The organism is Vibrio sp. 10N.286.48.F5 (genome assembly GCF_041469785.1).
Lineage (GTDB): Bacteria > Pseudomonadota > Gammaproteobacteria > Enterobacterales > Vibrionaceae > Vibrio > Vibrio crassostreae_C.
The window spans coordinates 40,794-60,499 of record NZ_JBFRLG010000044.1 but is presented as its reverse complement, the minus strand read 5'-3'; the positions used below and the strand labels follow the sequence as shown (position 1 = coordinate 60,499).

19 protein-coding genes are annotated in these 19,706 nt (G+C 44.8%); 12 read left to right on the top strand and 7 right to left on the bottom strand.

All coding sequences use genetic code 11. The features are described from left to right. Positions 1 to 119: 119 nt before the first annotated feature. The 6 genes from AB4185_RS20270 to AB4185_RS20245 all read left to right on the top strand — a co-directional run bounded on the left by AB4185_RS20270 (position 120) and on the right by AB4185_RS20245 (position 5,683). Entirely contained in the window at positions 120 to 494 is a 375-nt protein-coding gene (locus AB4185_RS20270) for a cytochrome c (protein ID WP_029235248.1), read from the top strand. Positions 495 to 531: 37 nt separating this feature from the next. Next, positions 532 to 1,956 (top strand): cytochrome-c oxidase, cbb3-type subunit I, encoded by a 1,425-nt coding sequence (gene ccoN / locus AB4185_RS20265; RefSeq protein ID WP_065584625.1) that lies wholly within the window; start codon positions 532 to 534, stop codon positions 1,954 to 1,956. Then, on the top strand, positions 1,957 to 2,571 hold the full coding sequence (locus tag AB4185_RS20260) for a cbb3-type cytochrome c oxidase subunit II (protein WP_017064719.1): 615 nt from the start codon (positions 1,957 to 1,959) through the stop codon (positions 2,569 to 2,571). Continuing rightward, complete coding sequence (locus AB4185_RS20255) at positions 2,568 to 4,724, top strand: c-type cytochrome (RefSeq protein WP_372105980.1); 2,157 nt, start codon at positions 2,568 to 2,570, stop codon at positions 4,722 to 4,724. Before AB4185_RS20260 ends, AB4185_RS20255 begins: the two co-directional genes overlap by 4 nt. 266 nt (positions 4,725 to 4,990) lie before the next feature. Next, entirely contained in the window at positions 4,991 to 5,218 is a 228-nt protein-coding gene (locus AB4185_RS20250) for a PAS factor family protein (protein ID WP_004730426.1), read from the top strand. Between the two features lie 282 nt (positions 5,219 to 5,500). Beyond that, a complete protein-coding gene (locus AB4185_RS20245; protein ID WP_004730424.1) occupies positions 5,501 to 5,683 on the top strand; it encodes a hypothetical protein in 183 nt (60 codons plus the stop codon). Between the two features lie 171 nt (positions 5,684 to 5,854). Here AB4185_RS20245 and AB4185_RS20240 read toward each other — a convergent pair whose 3' ends face one another. The 7 genes from AB4185_RS20240 to AB4185_RS20210 all read right to left on the bottom strand — a co-directional run bounded on the left by AB4185_RS20240 (position 5,855) and on the right by AB4185_RS20210 (position 15,392). Beyond that, a complete protein-coding gene (locus AB4185_RS20240) occupies positions 5,855 to 7,147 on the bottom strand; it encodes an alpha/beta fold hydrolase (protein ID WP_372105978.1) in 1,293 nt (430 codons plus the stop codon). Between the two features lie 349 nt (positions 7,148 to 7,496). Next, on the bottom strand, positions 7,497 to 8,234 hold the full coding sequence (locus AB4185_RS20235) for a DUF3726 domain-containing protein (RefSeq protein WP_372105976.1): 738 nt from the start codon (positions 8,232 to 8,234) through the stop codon (positions 7,497 to 7,499). Beyond that, entirely contained in the window at positions 8,231 to 10,042 is a 1,812-nt protein-coding gene (locus tag AB4185_RS20230) for a hypothetical protein (RefSeq protein ID WP_372105974.1), read from the bottom strand. Before AB4185_RS20230 ends, AB4185_RS20235 begins: the two co-directional genes overlap by 4 nt. A 263-nt stretch (positions 10,043 to 10,305) precedes the next feature. Continuing rightward, positions 10,306 to 11,913 (bottom strand): BCCT family transporter, encoded by a 1,608-nt coding sequence (locus AB4185_RS20225; RefSeq protein WP_372105972.1) that lies wholly within the window; start codon positions 11,911 to 11,913, stop codon positions 10,306 to 10,308. Positions 11,914 to 12,143: 230 nt separating this feature from the next. Continuing rightward, positions 12,144 to 13,139, bottom strand: coding sequence for a membrane dipeptidase (locus AB4185_RS20220; RefSeq protein ID WP_017060833.1), 996 nt, complete (start codon positions 13,137 to 13,139; stop codon positions 12,144 to 12,146). A gap of 206 nt (positions 13,140 to 13,345) precedes the next feature. Then, positions 13,346 to 14,806 (bottom strand): aldehyde dehydrogenase family protein, encoded by a 1,461-nt coding sequence (locus AB4185_RS20215; RefSeq protein ID WP_017064725.1) that lies wholly within the window; start codon positions 14,804 to 14,806, stop codon positions 13,346 to 13,348. Between the two features lie 187 nt (positions 14,807 to 14,993). Beyond that, positions 14,994 to 15,392, bottom strand: a complete 399-nt coding sequence (locus tag AB4185_RS20210; RefSeq protein ID WP_017060835.1) for a RidA family protein — start codon at positions 15,390 to 15,392, stop codon at positions 14,994 to 14,996. Positions 15,393 to 15,549: 157 nt separating this feature from the next. Here AB4185_RS20210 and AB4185_RS20205 point away from each other — a divergent pair, with 157 nt between their 5' ends. From AB4185_RS20205 to AB4185_RS20180, 6 genes are all read left to right on the top strand, one after another. Then, positions 15,550 to 16,434, top strand: a complete 885-nt coding sequence (locus AB4185_RS20205; RefSeq protein ID WP_372135849.1) for a LysR substrate-binding domain-containing protein — start codon at positions 15,550 to 15,552, stop codon at positions 16,432 to 16,434. Between the two features lie 717 nt (positions 16,435 to 17,151). Beyond that, the gene (locus AB4185_RS20200; RefSeq protein WP_372058259.1) at positions 17,152 to 17,553 is read left to right on the top strand and encodes an ATP synthase subunit I; all 402 of its coding nucleotides are present in this window, start codon (positions 17,152 to 17,154) and stop codon (positions 17,551 to 17,553) included. Position 17,554: 1 nt separating this feature from the next. Next, positions 17,555 to 18,325 (top strand): F0F1 ATP synthase subunit A, encoded by a 771-nt coding sequence (atpB, locus tag AB4185_RS20195; RefSeq protein ID WP_017060838.1) that lies wholly within the window; start codon positions 17,555 to 17,557, stop codon positions 18,323 to 18,325. Between the two features lie 47 nt (positions 18,326 to 18,372). Then, the gene (atpE, locus tag AB4185_RS20190) at positions 18,373 to 18,609 is read left to right on the top strand and encodes a F0F1 ATP synthase subunit C (RefSeq protein ID WP_004730405.1); all 237 of its coding nucleotides are present in this window, start codon (positions 18,373 to 18,375) and stop codon (positions 18,607 to 18,609) included. A 54-nt stretch (positions 18,610 to 18,663) separates the two neighbouring features. Then, positions 18,664 to 19,134, top strand: a complete 471-nt coding sequence (locus AB4185_RS20185) for a F0F1 ATP synthase subunit B (protein WP_017060839.1) — start codon at positions 18,664 to 18,666, stop codon at positions 19,132 to 19,134. Positions 19,135 to 19,145: 11 nt separating this feature from the next. Continuing rightward, positions 19,146 to 19,697 (top strand): F0F1 ATP synthase subunit delta, encoded by a 552-nt coding sequence (locus AB4185_RS20180; protein ID WP_017060840.1) that lies wholly within the window; start codon positions 19,146 to 19,148, stop codon positions 19,695 to 19,697. Positions 19,698 to 19,706 lie beyond the last annotated feature (9 nt).

Here is a 19,706-nt window from a genome sequence, read left to right as displayed (position 1 = left end):
ATCGAAAGTAAGCAGCTTTAAGAGACTTAATAACGAGTTCCAGTCGTTTCTACTTCACCAGTTGATCTCGTGTATTGATCTTAGAAAGCTTACTCATTTCATAATCAAGGGAATCGAGAATGAGTTTGAATATAAAAAAATTTAACCCCATGGCGACACTTTCTACCCTAGTAATGACGCTGGTCATGTTTCCTGTTTCTGCTGAAGTTAATCAAGAACAATTCGAATTAGGTAAACAAAAAGCTAAAGTGTGTATGACCTGTCATGGCGCTGATGGCATCTCAACACAAGATCCCTACCCGAACCTTCGCGGTCAAAAAGTGGGTTATCTCATCTCTTCATTGAAAGATTACCAGACTCGAGAAAGAACCAGTGGCTTAGCGATTCTCATGCAACAACAAGCCGACACGCTCTCAGACCAAGACATCCGTGACATTTCCTATTTCTATTCTGTGCTCGGCAACGAAGCAGGCTCGCTCAGCGATTCAAATTAAGTCAGCGATTCAAAACCTCTAGGCAAGGAGCCTTGTTATGGAACAAGTGACAACGCAATACAGCATTAAGGTCGTGAAGTACTTCATCATTGCATCCTTAGTGTGGGCGATTGTAGGTATGATCATCGGCGTGATTCTCGCCGCGCAATTATATTGGCCAGTCTTAAACTTTGATTCTCAGTATTTCCAATTTGGTCGACTGCGTCCGCTACATACCTCTGGAGTAATTTACGGCTTCGTCGTGAATATCTTGATGGGGACGTCTTTGTACATTGCCCAGCGAACAGGCCATTGTGACTTGTTCAACAAAAGCCTTTCATGGATGGTATTTTGGGGCTGGCAATTCATCCTGTTACTTGCGGTCATTTCCTTACCCGCAGGCCACACTACCTCAAAAGAGTATGCGGAGCTTGAATGGCCAATCGACTTGATGATTGTGTTGGTTTGGGTGCTGTACGCGGTGTTGTTCTTTGGCACCCTTGCTAAACGAAAGGTCAGCCATATCTTTGTGGCTAACTGGTTCTTTGCTGCATTCATTATCGTCGTTGCAATGATTTTCATCGTGAACAACCTCGCGATGCCTGTGTTGGCGATGAAGTCCTACTCTGTGTTTGCAGGCGCTCAAGATGCGATTGTTCAATGGTGGTGGGGACATAATGCCGTCGGTTTCTTGCTGACCGCTGGTGTGATTGGCATGAACTACTATTTCATACCCAAAGCGGCGGATCGACCTATCTACTCGTACCGTTTGTCTGTGATCCATTTCTGGGGCTTGGTCGGCTTTTACACGTGGGCCGGAACGCACCATTTGGTTTATTCTTCTGTTCCCATCTGGATTCAGAACATCGGCATCGTTATGTCTTTGATCCTGTGGCTCCCTTCTTGGGCAGGCGCGTTCAATAGCGCAATGACCCTCCTACAAAATAAAGAAAAGCTGAAGTCCGACTACATTCTTTTATTCTTTTTCTCAGCGATTCTTTACTACTGCTTGGCAACATTCGAAGGTCCGCTACTCGCTATTCGCTGGTTCAACATGGTGGCACACAACACCGAATGGATCATCGGGCACGTACATTCCGCGGCTCTCGGATGGGTTGGGATGTCAGGGATAGCGGTTTTTTACTACTTCATTCCACGCTTATGGGGCCAAACCGATCTATGGTCACGACGACTGATTAAATGGCACTTTTGGCTTGCTCATGCTGGCGTCGCCGTCTATGCAATAGCACTTTGGATCGCAGGCATCGGCGAGGGATATATGTGGCTCGCTCAAAATGAAAATGGCGAACTGATTTACAGTTTTGTAGAAGCTATGGACTTTAAAGCACCTTGGCTATTCATGCGTTTCTTTGGTGGCGCGCTGTTTGTACTTGGATTGTTCTTAATGGCTTTCAACTTGTACAAAACGGTTCGTATGCCCGTAACAAATGATGCTAAACACACTGTTAATGAAGGAGCTTAAATGATGAGTAAAGACTTTACACATTCAATCGTCATTTTAATTTTGACCACTGTTGTCGTGGCCTCCTTCTCTTTATTGGTCTGGGTAGTGCCAAGCATTGTCCGTGGCGATGATATTGCCAAAGGCAGCTTAGCGATGCCTCTCACACCGATTGAGTTAGCAGGCCGAGACATATACATCAGTGAAGGCTGCCATGTTTGTCACACACAAATGGTTCGCCCTCTAGAGCCAGAAGTGAAGCGTAATGGTCGCCCGAACCAAGAAGCAGACGATATCTATGAGTTTCCTAACTTGTGGGGCTCTAAACGTACTGGTCCTGACCTCACTAACTTAGGTAGAAAGTATTCTGACCAATGGCATGCTATTCACTTAATTGACCCTCGAAAAGTCGTACCGACCTCGATCATGCCCTCTTACCCGTGGCTATTTGAGCAGACTCTGACTGGCGATGATATTAGCGCCAAAATGGAAGTGTTACGTACCTTAGGTGTGCCTTATACCGATCAAGAAATTGGTGATGCCCGTTTGCAAGTAAGAGGCAAAACCAAAGGTGAAGCTCTGATTCGCTATTTACAAAGCCTGGGTAAAGATACGTCACAGGAGGTATCACAATGAGCACATTCTGGAATCTATGGGCGGTACTCTTAACCTTAATATTCTTTGTTCTGATGGTGTCTGTTGTCGTTAAATACTGGCGTAGCAATCACAAGGCCGATCACGACCACACCATTGGCACCTTTGATGGTATTGAAGAGAAAGATGCGCCTCCACCTAAGCTGTTATTTATCAGTTATGCAGTGGCATTTCTTTTGTCTGCGGGTTATTTGGTGCTCTACCCCGGGCTTGGAGAATGGGAAGGCTTAGTCGATTGGGAACAAAGCGACGATAAGCTCAGTTCACCATCCACCACTCTCAATGAGCAATTTGCACAAACCAGCGAAACCACGTTAGAGGGATTAGCTGCTGTCCCAGAGATCGTGAACAGCGGTAGGATTCTATTCCAAACTCACTGTGCCGCTTGTCACCGAGATAATGCACAAGGTCAGAAACACTTCCCTAATCTTATCGACCAAGAATGGTTATACGGCGGCAGTGATGAAGCTGTGACCCATTCGATTGCCAAAGGGCGAAATGGAGCGATGCCGGGTTGGAGTGAAATCATGCGCCCAGACGAGGTGGCAAAAGTCTCCTACTATCTAGCCTCCCTCAACCAACGTCATACCGATGTGCCGGAGATTAAAGTCGAGCTCGGTAAAACCTTGTTCGTCCAATACTGTTCGTCTTGTCATGCCGATGGTGCTGTCGCTAACCCAGCGATTGGCGTACCTGATCTTTCCGATGATATCTGGCTTCACGGAGGGAGTATTGAAGAGATTCAGCACACCATCAATTACGGTTTGAACAACCTAATGCCTGCGTTTGATGAGCAGCTCAGTGAGAACGAGATACTCGCGCTTGGGGCTTATATCCGACACGCTGGTGACGTAGAGCAACAAAGGCTCGCGAGTTTGAAAGCGTCATCTGTTGAGCGCGGAGAATATCTCGCTTATGCCGGTGACTGTGTGGCTTGTCATAGTGCAGAAGGTGGCGAACCCTTTGCTGGAGGCCTACCGTTTGTGACCCCTTTCGGTACCGTGTATTCAACCAACATAACGCCACACACCACCGAAGGGATCGGGACTTATGACTTCGACGATTTCCGAGCTGCGTTAGTTGCAGGTAAAGGTAAGAATGGTTACCTGTACCCTGCAATGCCCTACACCTCTTATCAATACCTCACCGACCAAGACATGGTCGATTTGTGGGAATACATGCAGTCAATCACTGCCGTGCCACGACGCAATGATGACAACAGCATGATGTTTCCATCCAATATTCGCTTAGGTTTGCTTGGCTGGAACATCGTATTTATGGATACAGACCCTATTGATTATGAAGTACCAGAAGAGCTCAAAGGAGAAATTGAGGATGTCGATAAGTGGCAACAAGGCAAATATTGGGTCGCAGGACTTGGTCACTGTTCGGAGTGCCATACGCCAAGAAACATTGCCCAAGCACTGATACCAGAACGTATTTTCCAAGGTAACTTGATTGACGGTTGGAACGCGCCTGATATCACAGCTAATGAGCTCTACGTCGATGGTTGGGATGAAGCAACACTCACCGACTTTTTACACACCGGACATTCAGACAAAGGCACCGCTTTTGCGGGTATGGCTGATGTAGTGAAAAACAGCCTAAGCTTGATGACGCGTGAAGATATCGAGTCGATGTCCTATTACCTACTCAGTGGGGACATCAACAACACCATTGCCAGTGATGCCGTTCAGTTACAGCCTAAAGGGTTTGATGAAGCTGCGTATGCCAGTGAAATCTACACCACGTATCGTCAAACTTGTGGGGCGTGTCATGGTGACGATGGTAAAGGTCGCGACCCAATCGCCCCTACTCTGTTGAATAATGGCATTATCATGCACAGCGACCCATTCAACACCATTGCGGTAACGGTGCGCGGCTTGCAACCTACCTATCTCGACAAAGATCGAAACTTCATGCCGATGGCAAGTTTCGAGGATGTATTGTCGGATCAACGCTTAGCTGAGTTAATCACGTTTGTGCGTTTAAACCTTGGCGACCGAAATGAACCAGTCACGGCTGAACATGTTCGAGAGGTAAGAGAAACACTTGAAGCAGCGGGTTATGCGGGTGGATTACACACCACGCCTGAAATGTACGAAAATCGAGATAAGAACATTAACATACGATAGGCGCTGTAGCTGTGCGTAGCCGATTGGCTCAATAAACAGCGAACAGCACGTAACTTTTATCTTTGCTAACAAGCCAAAAGGAGACCACTGTGTCTCCTTTTCTTTTGCCCAAACCCAAGTTTTCGATACTTTGCCATACAACACAATTGTAACTAACTGATTACACAATTAAGCAGAGCTGCACATAATGCGATCAATCTCGCAGAACAAAGATGACACCAAGTGCATAATATGCAAAATTTTCTAAAGATGTACTAAGGACAGTTATGGATACAACTACACTCATCTACGATACGTTGGAAGGCCTATCGAGCGCAAAGCCACAGCAACACGCTCAAATCCGCCAAAATCTATATAACCAATTAGATTTATCATTTGAGAAGCAGTTGGCTTTGTATTCATCAGTTCTTGGTCCAGCAAGTGCTGGTAGATTGACCGATTTGGATAGTGCAGTGATGTCTGCACGCAAGATTGTTGGCTTAGAAAACAGCTAAGCAACCTTTAACCTATCTCAACTTTAACGCTGCCATTGTGCAGCGTTTTTTTATGGACGCTATTTACGATAAGTAAGGTTGGTTACGATAAATGCTGTTAGTTGCGATAAATACGGTTAGTTGCGATAAACGCGGTTAAGAAGATAAGTGCAGTTGGGTCTGTTTTTCAAGTTACACGTATTCTCATTTGGTTAATCTTATGTTCCATTTTTAACAGGTGTGTAACCACAATAATGGCGCTAATGTTAGTAGCACGTTAACCACACATCGGATGGAAGAATCATGAGAGTACTTATTGAATATACACAAACAGGCAAATACCGTGATCATGCGTGGGAAGCATTAACGATTCGTTCAAAAGGCGAAATTCAAGCTGTAACTCCCTCTTATGCGGCTCAGCTTATCGAACAGAACCGCGCCAGCTTATCGACCACTGAAAATCAAGATATCGTCATCCAACCTTAATGGCTTCAAGGGCTACCCCTCCTAGTTCCTTAAATCGAATAGTTCGATGACATAAAAAAACGCTGCATGGGTGCAGCGTTTTCTTGTTTCTGGCGTATCGTATTTCTAACGTAGATAGTTTCTAAAGTAGAAAGCTTCTAACGCATCTTGTTTCTAGTGCAAATAGCTTGATTACTTTGGCAGATTTTCTAACGCTTCAACCATCGTCATCAATTTATCGACAATCCTTTCGCCGTCTACTCGCAAGCCATTGTGTTCATATTCATTGGTGATCCACGCTTTCGAGTTAGGAATGTTCGCCAATGTTTCACGGCTGTAATCCAACTCAACGTACATGTCATCGGCGTAAACGGCACACGCCATTGGCACTGTATTCTTGCTCAACTGCTCTGCATTGTACAAAGTACCCCAATCCGATTTCTCAGCTAATAGATTGGCGGCTTCACGCAATGGCTTCAACGTTTCTAGTTGGTCGAACATCCATGGGTAGACCATTTCTCCGGTAAACCAGAACTCACTACCCGATTGGTAGTTGAAGTGTGGGTACTGCTCACGAACACGATGTGCAGCCCAGTTAGACGCTGTACCTTGACAGTAAATCGATTCATGCAAGATTGCGTAAATTGGGTTAGTTAAGTAACCCTGCTCTTGCTGCATTTGATTTAGGAAGCTGTAGCTCAGCTGTCTGTTACCGTTCACTTCAACAAACGCACTCTCCAGTGTGAAATACATTGGAAGGTTTGCTTCGCCGCCACCAAGATTAATACCTATTAGCTGGAACTGTTCAACTGTGAACACCTGACCGTTTGGCAGTCTCACATCGTTGTTGAGCAGGTAATCAGAGATCTCGCGACACATAGCTTGTGCTTGTGGGAACTGAGCAAAGAAAGCTCTGTTTTTGTCTTCTACACGCTTGTAAGTCGCACGATAAACATCGTCAGCTTCTCGTTCAATAGAAGGAATACCGCCCGTCACATAACAACGCTGCAAGCTCTGTGGGAACAGTGACAAATAGCTCAGTGTACAGAAGCCACCAAAGCTTTGACCAATCGTCGACCATTGCTTAATACCAAACTGTTCACGAATCGCTTCAGCGTCACGAACGATGTTATCCGCTCTGAAATGCGTTAAGTATTCGACTTGTTGTTCTGGAGACAAATGCGCCAAAGTTTCATGGCTGATAACCGTGCTGTTGCCAGTACCACGTTGGTCTAGAAGCAGAACACGGTAGTTTTGTAATGCACGCTTTAGCCAACCCGATTGACCACTCACCCGTGGAGAAGGAAAACCTGGGCCGCCTTGAAAGTAGATCAACCACGGCAGCTCTTGCTCATCTTTAGCGAGATCAACCAGCTCACGTGCGAAGACTTGGATCTGTTGTCCATCTTTGGCTTGATAATCAAGTGGCAACTCGAAAGAGTGCTGACGATACAGGGTGGTTCCATCAATAAAGTTAGCTTGCACGCTTCATTCCTTTTTATCTGATTCTAAAGTCATTGGTACGAATAAAAAAATGGCACCCTTTGGCACCGTAGTTAGCAAGATACGCATACTAGCTTGTAAATGAAACCGTTTGTTTAACCTGAATGTGAAGGTACTTCATTAAATCGGCAAATTAGCTTTATACGCGTAACAACTTGTTTCAAAACAGAAGGTTTAAGATGTGATCTATTGAGAAGAAGAACAAAAGTGGGACACAAATAAAAAGAGCTTAACGAGGTGAGGATACGTTAAGCTCTTTGGTTTTATCTGTTATAGCGTGTGTTATCAATAATGCTATCGATTCACTAAGCACTAAGCACTAAGCACCAAATTATGAAGTCGTTAGCTCCCCTGCACCTTGAATCGAACGCTGGCTGCTTTCAACAAGAATGGCCGTTGCGGTTTCTTTCAACGCGCCCCACTCTGCCTCATCAACTTCAATGCCATCGTTCCACGCTTTCTCTTGAGTTTTGAAAAGCGCTTCCGATTCAATGTGTGTTTGGTAGCCATCTGACAAACGTTCGATATCGAAATCCTGGACGGAAAGCTCGATGGTCATATTGTGGATATGATCGTCCGATGCCAGAGGCAAATCTGATAAAAACAGTTCTGGTGCAACGCAACCACGGTTAAGCACATACAAGGTGCTCTTAGGATTTGAGCCATTATCCCAACGTGCGGTACATGCGATGCCTTTCGCTGCCAGTTTTACAAGCTCACTGTACGCTAACCAACGGTTATGGCAGTTGTTTAGCTCGATTTTCAGCGTCTTTTTACCGACCATTTTTTCAATGGCGTAATCCATCACCACAGGAAGATGACACGCTAAGCTCGCCTTGTGCAGGTCCACTTCAACTGTGTTGTCGCTTGTCACTTGGATGTCTACAGGGCAATCGTCTTCTAGCCCCATAAAGTTGCTCGCATTGTTAAAATGACGAACACCATCCAAGCCAACCATTTGTAAATCTGCCACCATGTTCGCTATCACATCGGCTTCACCACATGTACGACGCATACCCAGAAAGGCTTTATTAACGGCCGCTACCAGTTCATTGTGAGAAACGATCATAACGATTTACCTCCATGTTGAGCGTTGATATGTGTAGGAACTTTATTTGAGTCAGCGATCTCCGCTTCACTTGGTAAGATTGGGAACACCCATTCGTCCTGATGAATTTCATCAAGCAACGGTGCACCTTGGAAAAACGTCACTCGTACCCAACGGTCTGAGCGAGGATCAAACTTAGTCGCTCCAAACATCGCTAGCTTACAACGCAGCAAATGCATTGGTGGCGAGTCTTGGTGCAGCACGTTCATTTGAATGTCGCCCATCGCCTTGTTACCTAACGTCCACACACGGCGCGCAATGGCACGATGCTGCGGTTGTTTAACAAGGAATTCAGCCAATGAAAGCTCTGGCGCGAATTGCAATAAAGCATGGTACAGACGGTAAGCTTGACGGCCGATATCCAACGGCAGTTCGCGCTCTTCGCCGAGTTCCTCGCCTCGAACACCGAGCCTTGGCTCTTCTTTGTCCTGAGAGCGATACCAGAACCAGTAGTTATTTTCTGCTTTCGTAAAGTCAGTCGTGATCGCCCAACGGTACTTTTCTTCTAACACAACCAATAGGTCTTGGATCTTTTTGCCACTAGGAAGCGAGAGTGTTTCGCTACAATTCATTTGCTCTTGATGGGCGTCCACTAATTCTGGGTACAATTCCATCAAGCATGAGATAAGGATTTCTTGGGCTTCCATACTCATGTGCTTAGATTGTTCAACTAACTGCGCCCATGTATCGCAATGGTTTACAGAAGCTTCTAGTGACTGTTCTGCGTGTTTCAACTCATCAACAGCGGTTTTGTTCAACTCTTGCTGATTTTCATTGATGGTAACAACTTGTTCTAAATGACAAATCGCTTTTTTAACTAATGTACGTAGGGGCTCAATCAATGCCGTATCCGTGTGATTAGCTAACACGTCAGCTAATGCATGCTCACGGGTTGTCATCCATTGATCGACAATACTTGGGTGGTTAATCAGATATGGCGCCATACCTAAACCTGTGGCATTACCCACACCTAGGTAGCGTTGTAAGCCTCTGTGCAAGGTAATCGCTTGTTCACCGCCTTGTTGCTCCGCTAGGTAATGAACCCAATCTAGGCTGAACTCACGCAGCATATAAACAGCACACATTTGAGCACTGAACGATTGATTAAAATCTGGATTCTTTTCCAAGATTTTAAAGTCAGCAATACCAAACTTACCATTACCATAAACCGCTGTGGTTCGTAGGATGTAGCCAACTTCCGCTAGCTCTTTTGGCGTTGGTTGAACACCTTTAGCCAAGTGACTAACAATATGTTCAAACACTCGTACACTTTTGTTGGCACGCGCTAAAACAAGCACATTGTTAGGGTTACGGCCTGCTTCTTGTAGCGGTACATTCGCACGAAGTCTCTCAAGTAGGGTGACATCAACATCACCAAGAACCAGAGCAAACGTTACGTCCCACTTTTCAGCAATTACACGGTCATTTCGTTCGTCGTCTGCAATCTCATCGCAGAAAACAACCAAATGATAAACATGGTTTGGCGTCGCAAGCTTATAGATAACATGACCAAAGCCCTGAGCGTCTAATTGCCATTCATGCTTAGTCACTTTCCATTGCTGTTGCGCCATTTTACGAATCAGAGTTCTTACGAAGCTGATGCGTGTTTGGTGCATAGCACCCAGTCTTTCCGGTGCCATGACGACCGTTGCGTCACGTAGTGCTGATTCAGTGTAGGTAGAACGATGTGCATCCATTTTGCTCACCACCTTATAGTTATAGGATTTTGCTAGCCATTCAGAACCGATCGTTGCTGTCTTTTGAAGCATATATAGCGACAGTATGTTGGTTAGCTTTCACGTTTTTAATCGTTATTGATATTATCGAGGCAAGCGAACTCGCCACTTATTATTTGTCCTGACTAGATCGATTGACCTAAATACGTGCCGCCCGGTGTATCTTCACCAGTACGGTTTTTATCTTCCTTCCGGAATCTTGTATCAGCCTTCTTTCAAAGGCTCACACCTTGTTTATCTTCAGTTTTTAGAGAGCTTTATCTCTACATTTTCTTCTTTATACCGGCATTGATGTTTTATAAGCCTTGATCTTTCGCCATCTTGATTGCGATTTGAGGCGCATTCCAAAGTGATGGCAGCAAGATTAAGGACACCGGTACCGCTGTGATAACTATGAATGATTGCAGCGCTGAAATACCGCCGGAACCTAGGGAAATCAGAATCAATGCTGTTACCCCCATCATCACACCCCAGAAAGTACGAATAATTGCGTTAGGCTCTGTCTCACCGCTGACTACCACACTGATGGTGTAAGTCATTGAGTCACCTGTCGTTACGATGAAGATCGTCGTCAAGATCAAGAACAGAATAGAGATAAGCATTGGCATTGGTAGTTGCTGAGTTACTGCCAGTAGCGCGCCAGGTAAATTAAAGCCTTCGAACGCTTTACTTACGCTGCCTGGGTCTGCAATTTCAAACGCAAGGCCAGAACCGCCAACAATGGTGAACCAGAAACATGTTACGAACGGTGCAATAAGACTGATGGTTGATACCAATTGGCGAATACTACGACCGCGTGAAATACGTGCGATGAAGATTGCCATCATTGGGCCGTAACCTAAGAACCAACCCCAGAAGAATACTGTCCACCAGCTCAACCAACCTTCGTCACCACGGTATGTTGCCATTGGGATGAAGTTGTCTATCATGCTGCCTACACCTTGGATGTAGCCGTTAAAGATAAAGTTTGTAGGGCCAAAGATCAGGATGTAGACCATCAATGCCATTGCCAGAATCACGTTGTAACGGCTTAGCATTTGCATTCCACGGTTAAGGCCGCTCAATGCCGATAATGTGTATAGAACGATAGCGAACAGGATGATGATAAGCTGCGTCGTGAAGCCATCAGGAATATCAAACAGTGCGTTCAGTGCGTAGCTCACTTGCAAGCCTAAGAAGCCGATAGGACCAATGGTGCCCGCCGCTACTGCGACAATACAACATGCATCAATCAATGCGCCGGTGTGACCTTTCAATGCTCGCTCGCCTAAAACTGGGTAAAGCAAAATACGAGGTTTAAGCGGTAAGCCTTTGTCGTAGTGAAGGTGCATCACCACAATAGACGTTAAGCTACCGACAATGGCCCATGCTAGAAAACCCCAGTGCATGAAGGATTGCGATAAAGCATTCACCGCGCCTTGCTGTGCGTTTTCTTGTGCGCCGTACAATGGTGGTGGGCTAACGTAGTGAGCGATAGGCTCTGCTGCTGCCCAAAATACACCGCCACCTGCCAGTAGCGTACAGAAGATGATCGCCATCCAACGGAAGCCGTCCATTTCAGGTTTAGCGATGCCGCCTAGGATAACCTTGCCTGTTCGCCCTGCCGCCAGGCCAAGACCAATAAGAAAAGTCAGAAGAAGAAGCATTTGCCAGTAAGGACCGAATACTTTTACAGACCATGCAAAGCCCGTGTTTACTAGGCTTGATAACAGCTCGCCATCAAATAGAGCAAGTGCCACGAACAGAGCGATAAAACCGCCGCTGTACCAAAGTGCTGGGTTGGATAGGCCTAATTTGTCTGACGTAGACTCAGACTCGTTTGTGTTGCTTTTTGCATTAATTGTTGTGTGTGCTTGACCCGCATTTAAGCTTGAAGATTTCACGCTATTGGTTAAATCAGACATACTCTGACTCCAGAGGTTTCTTTGCAGCTGTCATTTGAATGATGACTACAAGGGTGTATTTAACACCTGCCCTATTGTTTTTTGTGTTGGGCAGGCTAATCCATGTTTGGGTTACCGCGTTGCGAAATAGACCGTTGTTCCTTTTGAATAGTGAAATTGGTTTAAGCAGCACTTGCTTATTGAACGTTTGTTAGAAGGCTGCTAATTCGATGATGGCTCGCGAGAAACCGTTAACCCTTGGTTTGAGGCTCTAGGCCATCTTTCAAGAAGTTAAACCAGTTTTCTCCCAAGACTTGCCCAGCTTCAGACTCGCTGAAACCATGACGCATCAATCCGTTATATATGTTTTCCATACCCGCACTACCACAGAACCAAGGCAACGCATCTGGCCAACCTGAGTTGTTCGCAGAGCCTTCGCCGTAGTCCATTGCTTTAGACCAACGACCATTTCTCATCCATTCAAGAACGGCTTGAGGTTGGTTTAAGCATAGGTCACTGCCAATACCGAGGTGCTCTACGCCGACCATGTCAGCCGTAGTCGCAACCATCTGGCAGAAATCTTCCAAGGTACATTGGCTGCCGTTTGGTAGGTGGAATGGGTACAAGCTGAATCCGATTAAGCCGCCGCGTGCGGTTAGAGCTTTAATTACATCGTTTGATTTATTTCGTAGTGCATCATGAGCAAACGTCGGGTTCGCATGGCTGATACAAATAGGACGAGAAGACAAGTCGATAGCTTCAAGTGTTGAGCGCTCTGCACTGTGAGACATATCTATGATCATGCCCACTCGGTTCATCTCTTCGATGGCTTGTTTACCAAAGCGAGTAATACCTGTGTCGTTCTTCTCGTAGCAACCCGTCGCCAATAAGCTCTGGTTGTTGTACGTCAGTTGCATGATCAAAAGACCTTGCTTACGCATCACTTCGATAAGACCGATCTCATCGTCGATTGGAGAACAGTTTTGAGCACCAAGGAAAATGCCGACTTTGCCAGTCGCTTTTGCAGTCTCGACATCAGCCATTGAGTGAATCGGCATGATAAGGTCTGCGTTCTGCTCGAATCTTAAATTCCATTCTGCAAAGCGAGATAAGGTTTCACGAGCCGTCTCGTGGTAAACCGCGGTAGCGTGAACTGCTGTAATGCCGCTCGCCTTTAGTGTTTGGAAATATTCTCTGTTCCAATTGCAGTATTGCAATCCATCTATAACAATCCGTTGCTGGTACATAACCACTCCTATTGAAAGCTCAGTGTTCTAGCTCGGTTTTGAAAACACGCTCAAATAACATGTTTTCAAAAATGGGTTAAATCACTTGTCTAAGTTCGTTTGCTGCTTTGGTTTGAATGTTGGCCTGACTCTGTGAATCAGGCCAATTCGATAGCTGGATAGCTAGGAAGTTAATTCAGCTATCCAATTCTTATTTAGAAAGTGGATTAGTAAGGACGTTGGTAAGCCGTCTTAACCACTGTGTAGAACTCTTTCGCGTATTGACCTTGCTCACGAGGACCGAAGCTAGACTCTTTACGACCACCAAACGGTACGTGGTAATCCGTGCCTGCTGTTGGTAGGTTGACCATCACACAACCGGTCTGCGCTTGTTGCTTGAACATTGCGCTCGTACGTAAGCTCTGAGTAATGATGCCGCCTGTTAGACCGAAGCGAGTGTCGTTGGTTGTCGCAATCGCTTCTTCTAGGTCAGCGACACGAATCACACTTGCCATTGGTGCGAACACTTCTTCTTGGTTCACTTCCCAATCGTTCTTAGTGTTCAAGAACAGCGTTGGAGACATGTAGAAACCTTCGTGCTTCATACTCAAGCGTTCGCCACCAAATGCCAGCTCACCGCCGCTTTGACGTGCTTTCTCAACCCAACCTAGGTTTGCTTCAAGTTGGTTGCCATCAACGACAGGGCCCATGAACACACCCTCTTCCAGTGCGTGACCCACTTTCAGCTCGCTCATACGTTTAATCAGTGCTTCAACGTATTGGTCGTGAATGCTATCCATAACCACAAGGCGAGAAGACGCGGTACATTTTTGGCCTGCGCCAGAGAAAGAACCTGCAATCGTTGCATCAACCGCAGTTTGGATATCAGCATCGTCAGCAATAACAAGTGCGTTCTTACTGCCCATTTCTAGTTGGCATCGAACGAAGTTTGGCGCTGTAGCCGCTGCCACTTTACGACCCGTATCAACAGAACCGGTAAAGCTCACACCGTTCACTTCTTTAGAGTTGATCAGTGCATCACCTACTGTTGAACCGCTACCCAGTACAAGGTTAAACGTACCTGCAGGGATACCTTGGCGGTGGATGATCTCTGTAAGCGCGACCGCACTTGCTGGTGTTAGGTTTGCTGGTTTCCAAATAACGCTGTTACCGAAAGCCAATGCTGGAGCAATTTTCCAAGCTGCTGTTGCTGTCGGGAAGTTCCAAGGAGAGATAATGCCGATAACGCCCACCGCTTCGCGAGTCACTTCAACAGAAACACCCGGGCGTACAGAATCTGCGTTGTCACCAATTTGGCGAAGCACTTCAGCCGCAAAGTATTGGAAGAACTGACCTGCACGGTAAACCTCACCGCGACCTTCAGCAAAAGGCTTACCTTCTTCACGAGATAGCAAAGTGCCCAGCTCATCACAACGGGCAATCAGCTCATCACCAATCGCTTGAAGCACCGCTTGCTTGCGTTCAATCGGCGTTTTTTCCCACTCTGGTTGAGCGTGTTTCGCCGCTGAAATCGCTTGTTGAACTTGTTCAGCACTTGCTTGTGCAAAGTTGCCAATATTTTCAGAAATATCTGATGGGTTAATGTTCGCTACGGTGCTTACACCCGCTTGCCATTCGCCGCCAATGTAAAGTGCGTTTTCTGCTTGAACATTCTGTAAGTGAGTCATCATTCTGTCCTTGTAACGTTAGGTTGCGGTTGAGTCTGGCAACCATCGGATTAATTAATAAATTGTTAATTCATATAGAGAATAAGTATTAATTTTGTATCTAGACGTAAAACTATTCGCTTGTATTAGTAAAGATCTGCGTAGACAAACAGCTTTGATTGGCAAATTGCCTCAGTTCACAGTCCATTTATTCAGGTTGAGACGCCGATGCATAAACCACGAACTCAACCAACATCTCTTCTCTAGCTAGCCCTGCAACAACGACTGCTGCACGATTTGGATAAGGTGCGTTGAAGTATTCTCCGTATACGCTGTTTACCGTTTTCAGATATTCACGGTCAGTCACGTAAATCAGAACCTGCAGCACAGAATCCATCGATTCGCCTGCACACTCCAAGGTATGAACAAGGTTGTTAAAAGTCTGACGCGTTTGCGCTTCAATACCGCCTTCTACTACTGCGCCCGTTTCATCGATTGGAATCTGCGCAGTGTATAGAGTGCCGTTATTAACGATTGCCCACTCTAGTGGTGCTTTTGAAGCAAAAAGAGAGGTTTTTACTGGGTGTTTTTTAGTTTGTGCGTTCACGATTTCATCCAACTTTGTAACAACTATGTTTCAAGATGGTTAAATACTGCACCTTGACGCCTGATAAATCTAACGGTAAATTTTGTGCATTTGATAAATAAAATCTATCATCTTGCGAAAAGTAAGGTATAGCAAGGGCTAGAGAAGGATCGGAGTCATGAGTATTAAGCTACAACAGTTAAAACATTTCGTTTTGGTGGTCGAAGAAGGTGGATTTAGAGCGGCATCTCACCGTGCAAATCGATCGCAAGCGGCACTTTCGACTTCGATAAAAGAGTTGGAAAAAATACTCGGCCAACCTCTGTTTGAAACAGGCAACAAATCGACACTGACGCCTTTTGGAGAAATATGTTTGCCCAAGATCATTCAATTTCTTAACGTTTACAAAGCATTAGACAATGACTTACGCGCAGCGGCAGCAGGACAACAAGGAAGAGTTCGAATAGCGAGCGTGCCTTCGGTGGCCGCAAAACTCATCCCTAGTGTTTTAGGGGCATTTTGTGAGCAGTACCCGAATGTAGAAGTGAGTTTGATTGATGATAATGCGGCAGGGGTAGAAGCAAGATTACTCTCTGGCGAGGTGGATGTTGCCCTCGGTAATAGCTCCCATTTAGAAGAAGAGAGCATCGACTTCACGCCTTTGCTTTCTGATCCTATCGGTGTGGTGTGCCTCAAAGATAACCCTATCGCCTCTCAACGGGAAGGAACCGAATGGCAAACCTTGTTAAAGCAGCCCTTCATTCGTAACGGGACTTGCACCCTACTGGACCCAACACCTGCGCGCATGCTCAGCGAACAAGCCCTGTACTCTGTCGAGAACATTACCTCGCTTTTTTCGGTGTTAGAGCTCGGGATAGGCGTGACCACGCTACCTAAGCTGGCTTTCCCAACCAATGAAACCCGCTTGGTGTGGATTCCGCTAATTGACCCACCCTTGCAACGACAAATCGGCATTTTCAGACTGTCTGATCGTACGATCTCGCCACAAGCACAGGCTTTCCATGACTTATGTATTCAATACCTCAGTTATGAAGAGTCATAAGAGAGCCTAGATTAAGTAAATTAGGCAGCGCTCTGCTGCCATTTACTTCCTCAAAACTCGGTGTTTCTTCTCCGCACCATGCTTCTCGCACACCCAGTCCCCCATTTCACTCCTATATCATCAACATTTAGGCGCTGAATTTTCACTCTCGCGCACGCAAATAGTGACAAGCTGACGACAATATAAAAAATATTCGCTTATTGATAAGGAGCGACGTACGTTTAATTTACCAGAAAAACCAGATCTTCCATCATTGCCTCAAACAAGCTTAACCCCTACCAAAATCACACTTCACAACTCAGCTTGTAAATGAACCTAAGTGTTTGAATAGTCGTAATTGATAAGATCATAAGTTGAAAATTTAGCTCGCTACTCCCTTCTAAAAAGACCCTCTTTTCACAAGGATAAAGCATCTTAAATATTCATGGATAAAGTGATAGAACTATTACTTTCATAAATGAAAAACATTCATTTCAAAAATGGAATTATTGATATCAATATTTGTCGTTTTGATCACATAATTTTAGGCGTAGTTTATATTTTGTCGAAACGAGAGCGAACTAGTTTATATCGTTCTATTTCGTCAGGAGATATAAAACCAGCAAGATTATCTCTTTGTTAACAAGCAAAGTTTTATTAAACAAGTAAATGCGAGTAGCAAGACATATTCAAACTGTGTTTTATATGAGCTTACACTGTTAAATATAAGGTTTTATTATGAGGCTTAATGGGATAAGTGGTGACATTCTTGTTGCTGCTAAAAGAGTTGTTCTCTGCCAAGTAGTATTAGCCGTCGGTGTAGTTTTATATGAAGTGTTTTTTGGTAATAAATTAGATATGGAATCGTCGGCTTTGGGTATCGGAATTGCGATGCTACCTCCGCTGTTTGGTTTTATATATGCAAGCCTAAAGGTGCGCAAGAATCCTAATTATAGTTTACGTGACTTAATGCAAATGAGTCGTGTCGTGAAAATAACTTATACGTTCTTAATGTTTATCTTGGCGTTCCAGTTTTTCAAATTGGATAACCCAGTAATATTGTACGCATATATTCTCACTATGGTTGGGTACTTCTTAACACCATTTATTACTGCCTCTACAAGATCGGAGTACGTGTAGTATGGATCAAGTAACTACCGCTCACGAATACATAGAGCATCACTTAACCTTCTTAACTACAGGTGATGGTTTCTGGGCGTTCAACATCGACTCGATGTTGGTATCTTGGATTACGGGTTTACTGTTTATTGGAGCTTTTCGATACGTAGTGACTAAGGGCACCAGCGGTGTTCCAGGTCGATTTCAATGTTTTATCGAACTGATATTTGATTTTGTAAACAACCTAGTAAAAGAGATTTTTCAAGCGGAGGATAAATTAATAGGGCCACTGGCATTAACCACTTTTGTTTGGGTGTTGTTAATGAACGCGGTCGATTTATTACCAATAGATTTCATACCAGCATTAAGTCGTGCAATGGGTCTAGAACACTTTAGAGATCTACCAACGGCGGACGTAAATATTCCAATGTCGATGGCACTCGGTGTATTTATCTTACTGTTGACTTATACATTTAAAAATAAAGGATTGAAAGGCTTTATCAAAGAGCTTACTACGCAGCCATTTGATAACCCTCTTTTATACCCTGTTAACTTAGTTCTTGAATTAATAACATTAATTTCAAAACCTATATCACTAGGCTTACGATTATTTGGAAACATGTATGCAGGTGAGATGATATTTATTCTGATCGCATTAATGCCATGGTGGATGCAATGGGCACTGAGTGTTCCTTGGGCACTATTCCACATATTAATCGTATTCTTGCAAGCATTTATATTTATGGTACTGACCGTTGTTTATTTAGGTATGGCAACAGAAGAACACCACTAATTAATAACTAAAAAATTTAACTAACAAATTATTTATCGGAGATACAAATGGATATCGTAAGCGCAGTTTTATATGTAGCAGGTGCATTACTGATCGGTTTAGGTGCAGCAGGTGCAGCATCTGGTATTGGTAACTTAGCAGGTAAATACCTTGAAGGTGTTGCGCGTCAACCAGACCTTACTCCAATGCTTCGTACTCAATTCTTCATCATGATGGGTCTTGTGGATGCAGTACCGATGATCGGTGTTGGTATCGGTCTATACATCATCTTCGCCGTGGCTTAATCAAACCGCTTTGAAAGATCGATTTGTAAATAATCAAGATTTAGTGAGGAAGGTATGAACTTAAATGCAAGCATGTTTGGACAAGCAATCTCATTCGTGATTTTTGTTTGGCTCTGCATGAAATATGTATGGCCCCCTCTCACCGCGATGTTAGACGAGCGCCAAAAAGAAATCGCTGATGGTTTACGCCACTCAGAGAACGCTGCGAAAGAGCTAGAACTAGCAAAATCAAATGGCGCGCAACTCATCGAAGATGCAAGAAAAGATGTGACTGAACTGGTTGAACAGGGCCGAAAACGCCGCAATGAAATCATCAGCTTAGCGCAACAAGAAGCCGAGCAAGAAAAGGCACGCATCTTAGAACAAGGTAGAGCTGAGCTAGAAGGCGAACGCCAAAAGATACGCCGTGAACTTCAGGCAGATATGGCAGACGCAGTAATTCAAAGTGCACAGAAACTGATTAGCAAAAACCTAGATTCCGCAACGAACCGAGCGCTAGTTGACCAAATGATTAGCGAACTCTAAGGAGAGGCAATATGTCAGATTACACCAATATTGCTCATCCCTACGCCAAAGCATCGTTTGAATTTGCTTTAGGTGAAAACCAGTTACAAGAGTGGCACTCAATGCTGTCCATTCTTGTGGCTGTCGCGGAAGAAGAAACGATCGCTAGTCAGATTTCTTCAGCAGAAGGTGCTTCTACACACCAAACAGAAGAGCTGGCAAACCTCATCATTCATATTTGCCAAGGACTCGTTGATGACCACGTCATTAATCTTATTCGAGTCTTGGCCGAGAACGGCCGCCTTTCTGTTGTAAGAGACCTGTTTGAATTGTACTGCGAGCTAAAGGACGAACATGAACGTGTAGTGCCTGTCACTGTCACCAGTTCAGAAATGCTGACACAAGATCAAGTTACGTCACTAACAGCTGCACTTGAGAAGAAATTAGAGCGTCAGGTTGAAATGAAGCAGGTTATTGATGACACGTTAGTAGGTGGAATGGTCATCAAGGCGGGTGAAACCGTTATCGATGGTTCTTTAAACACATCAATTGACCGATTGGCTCATCAACTTCACGCGAGATAGGTAACAATT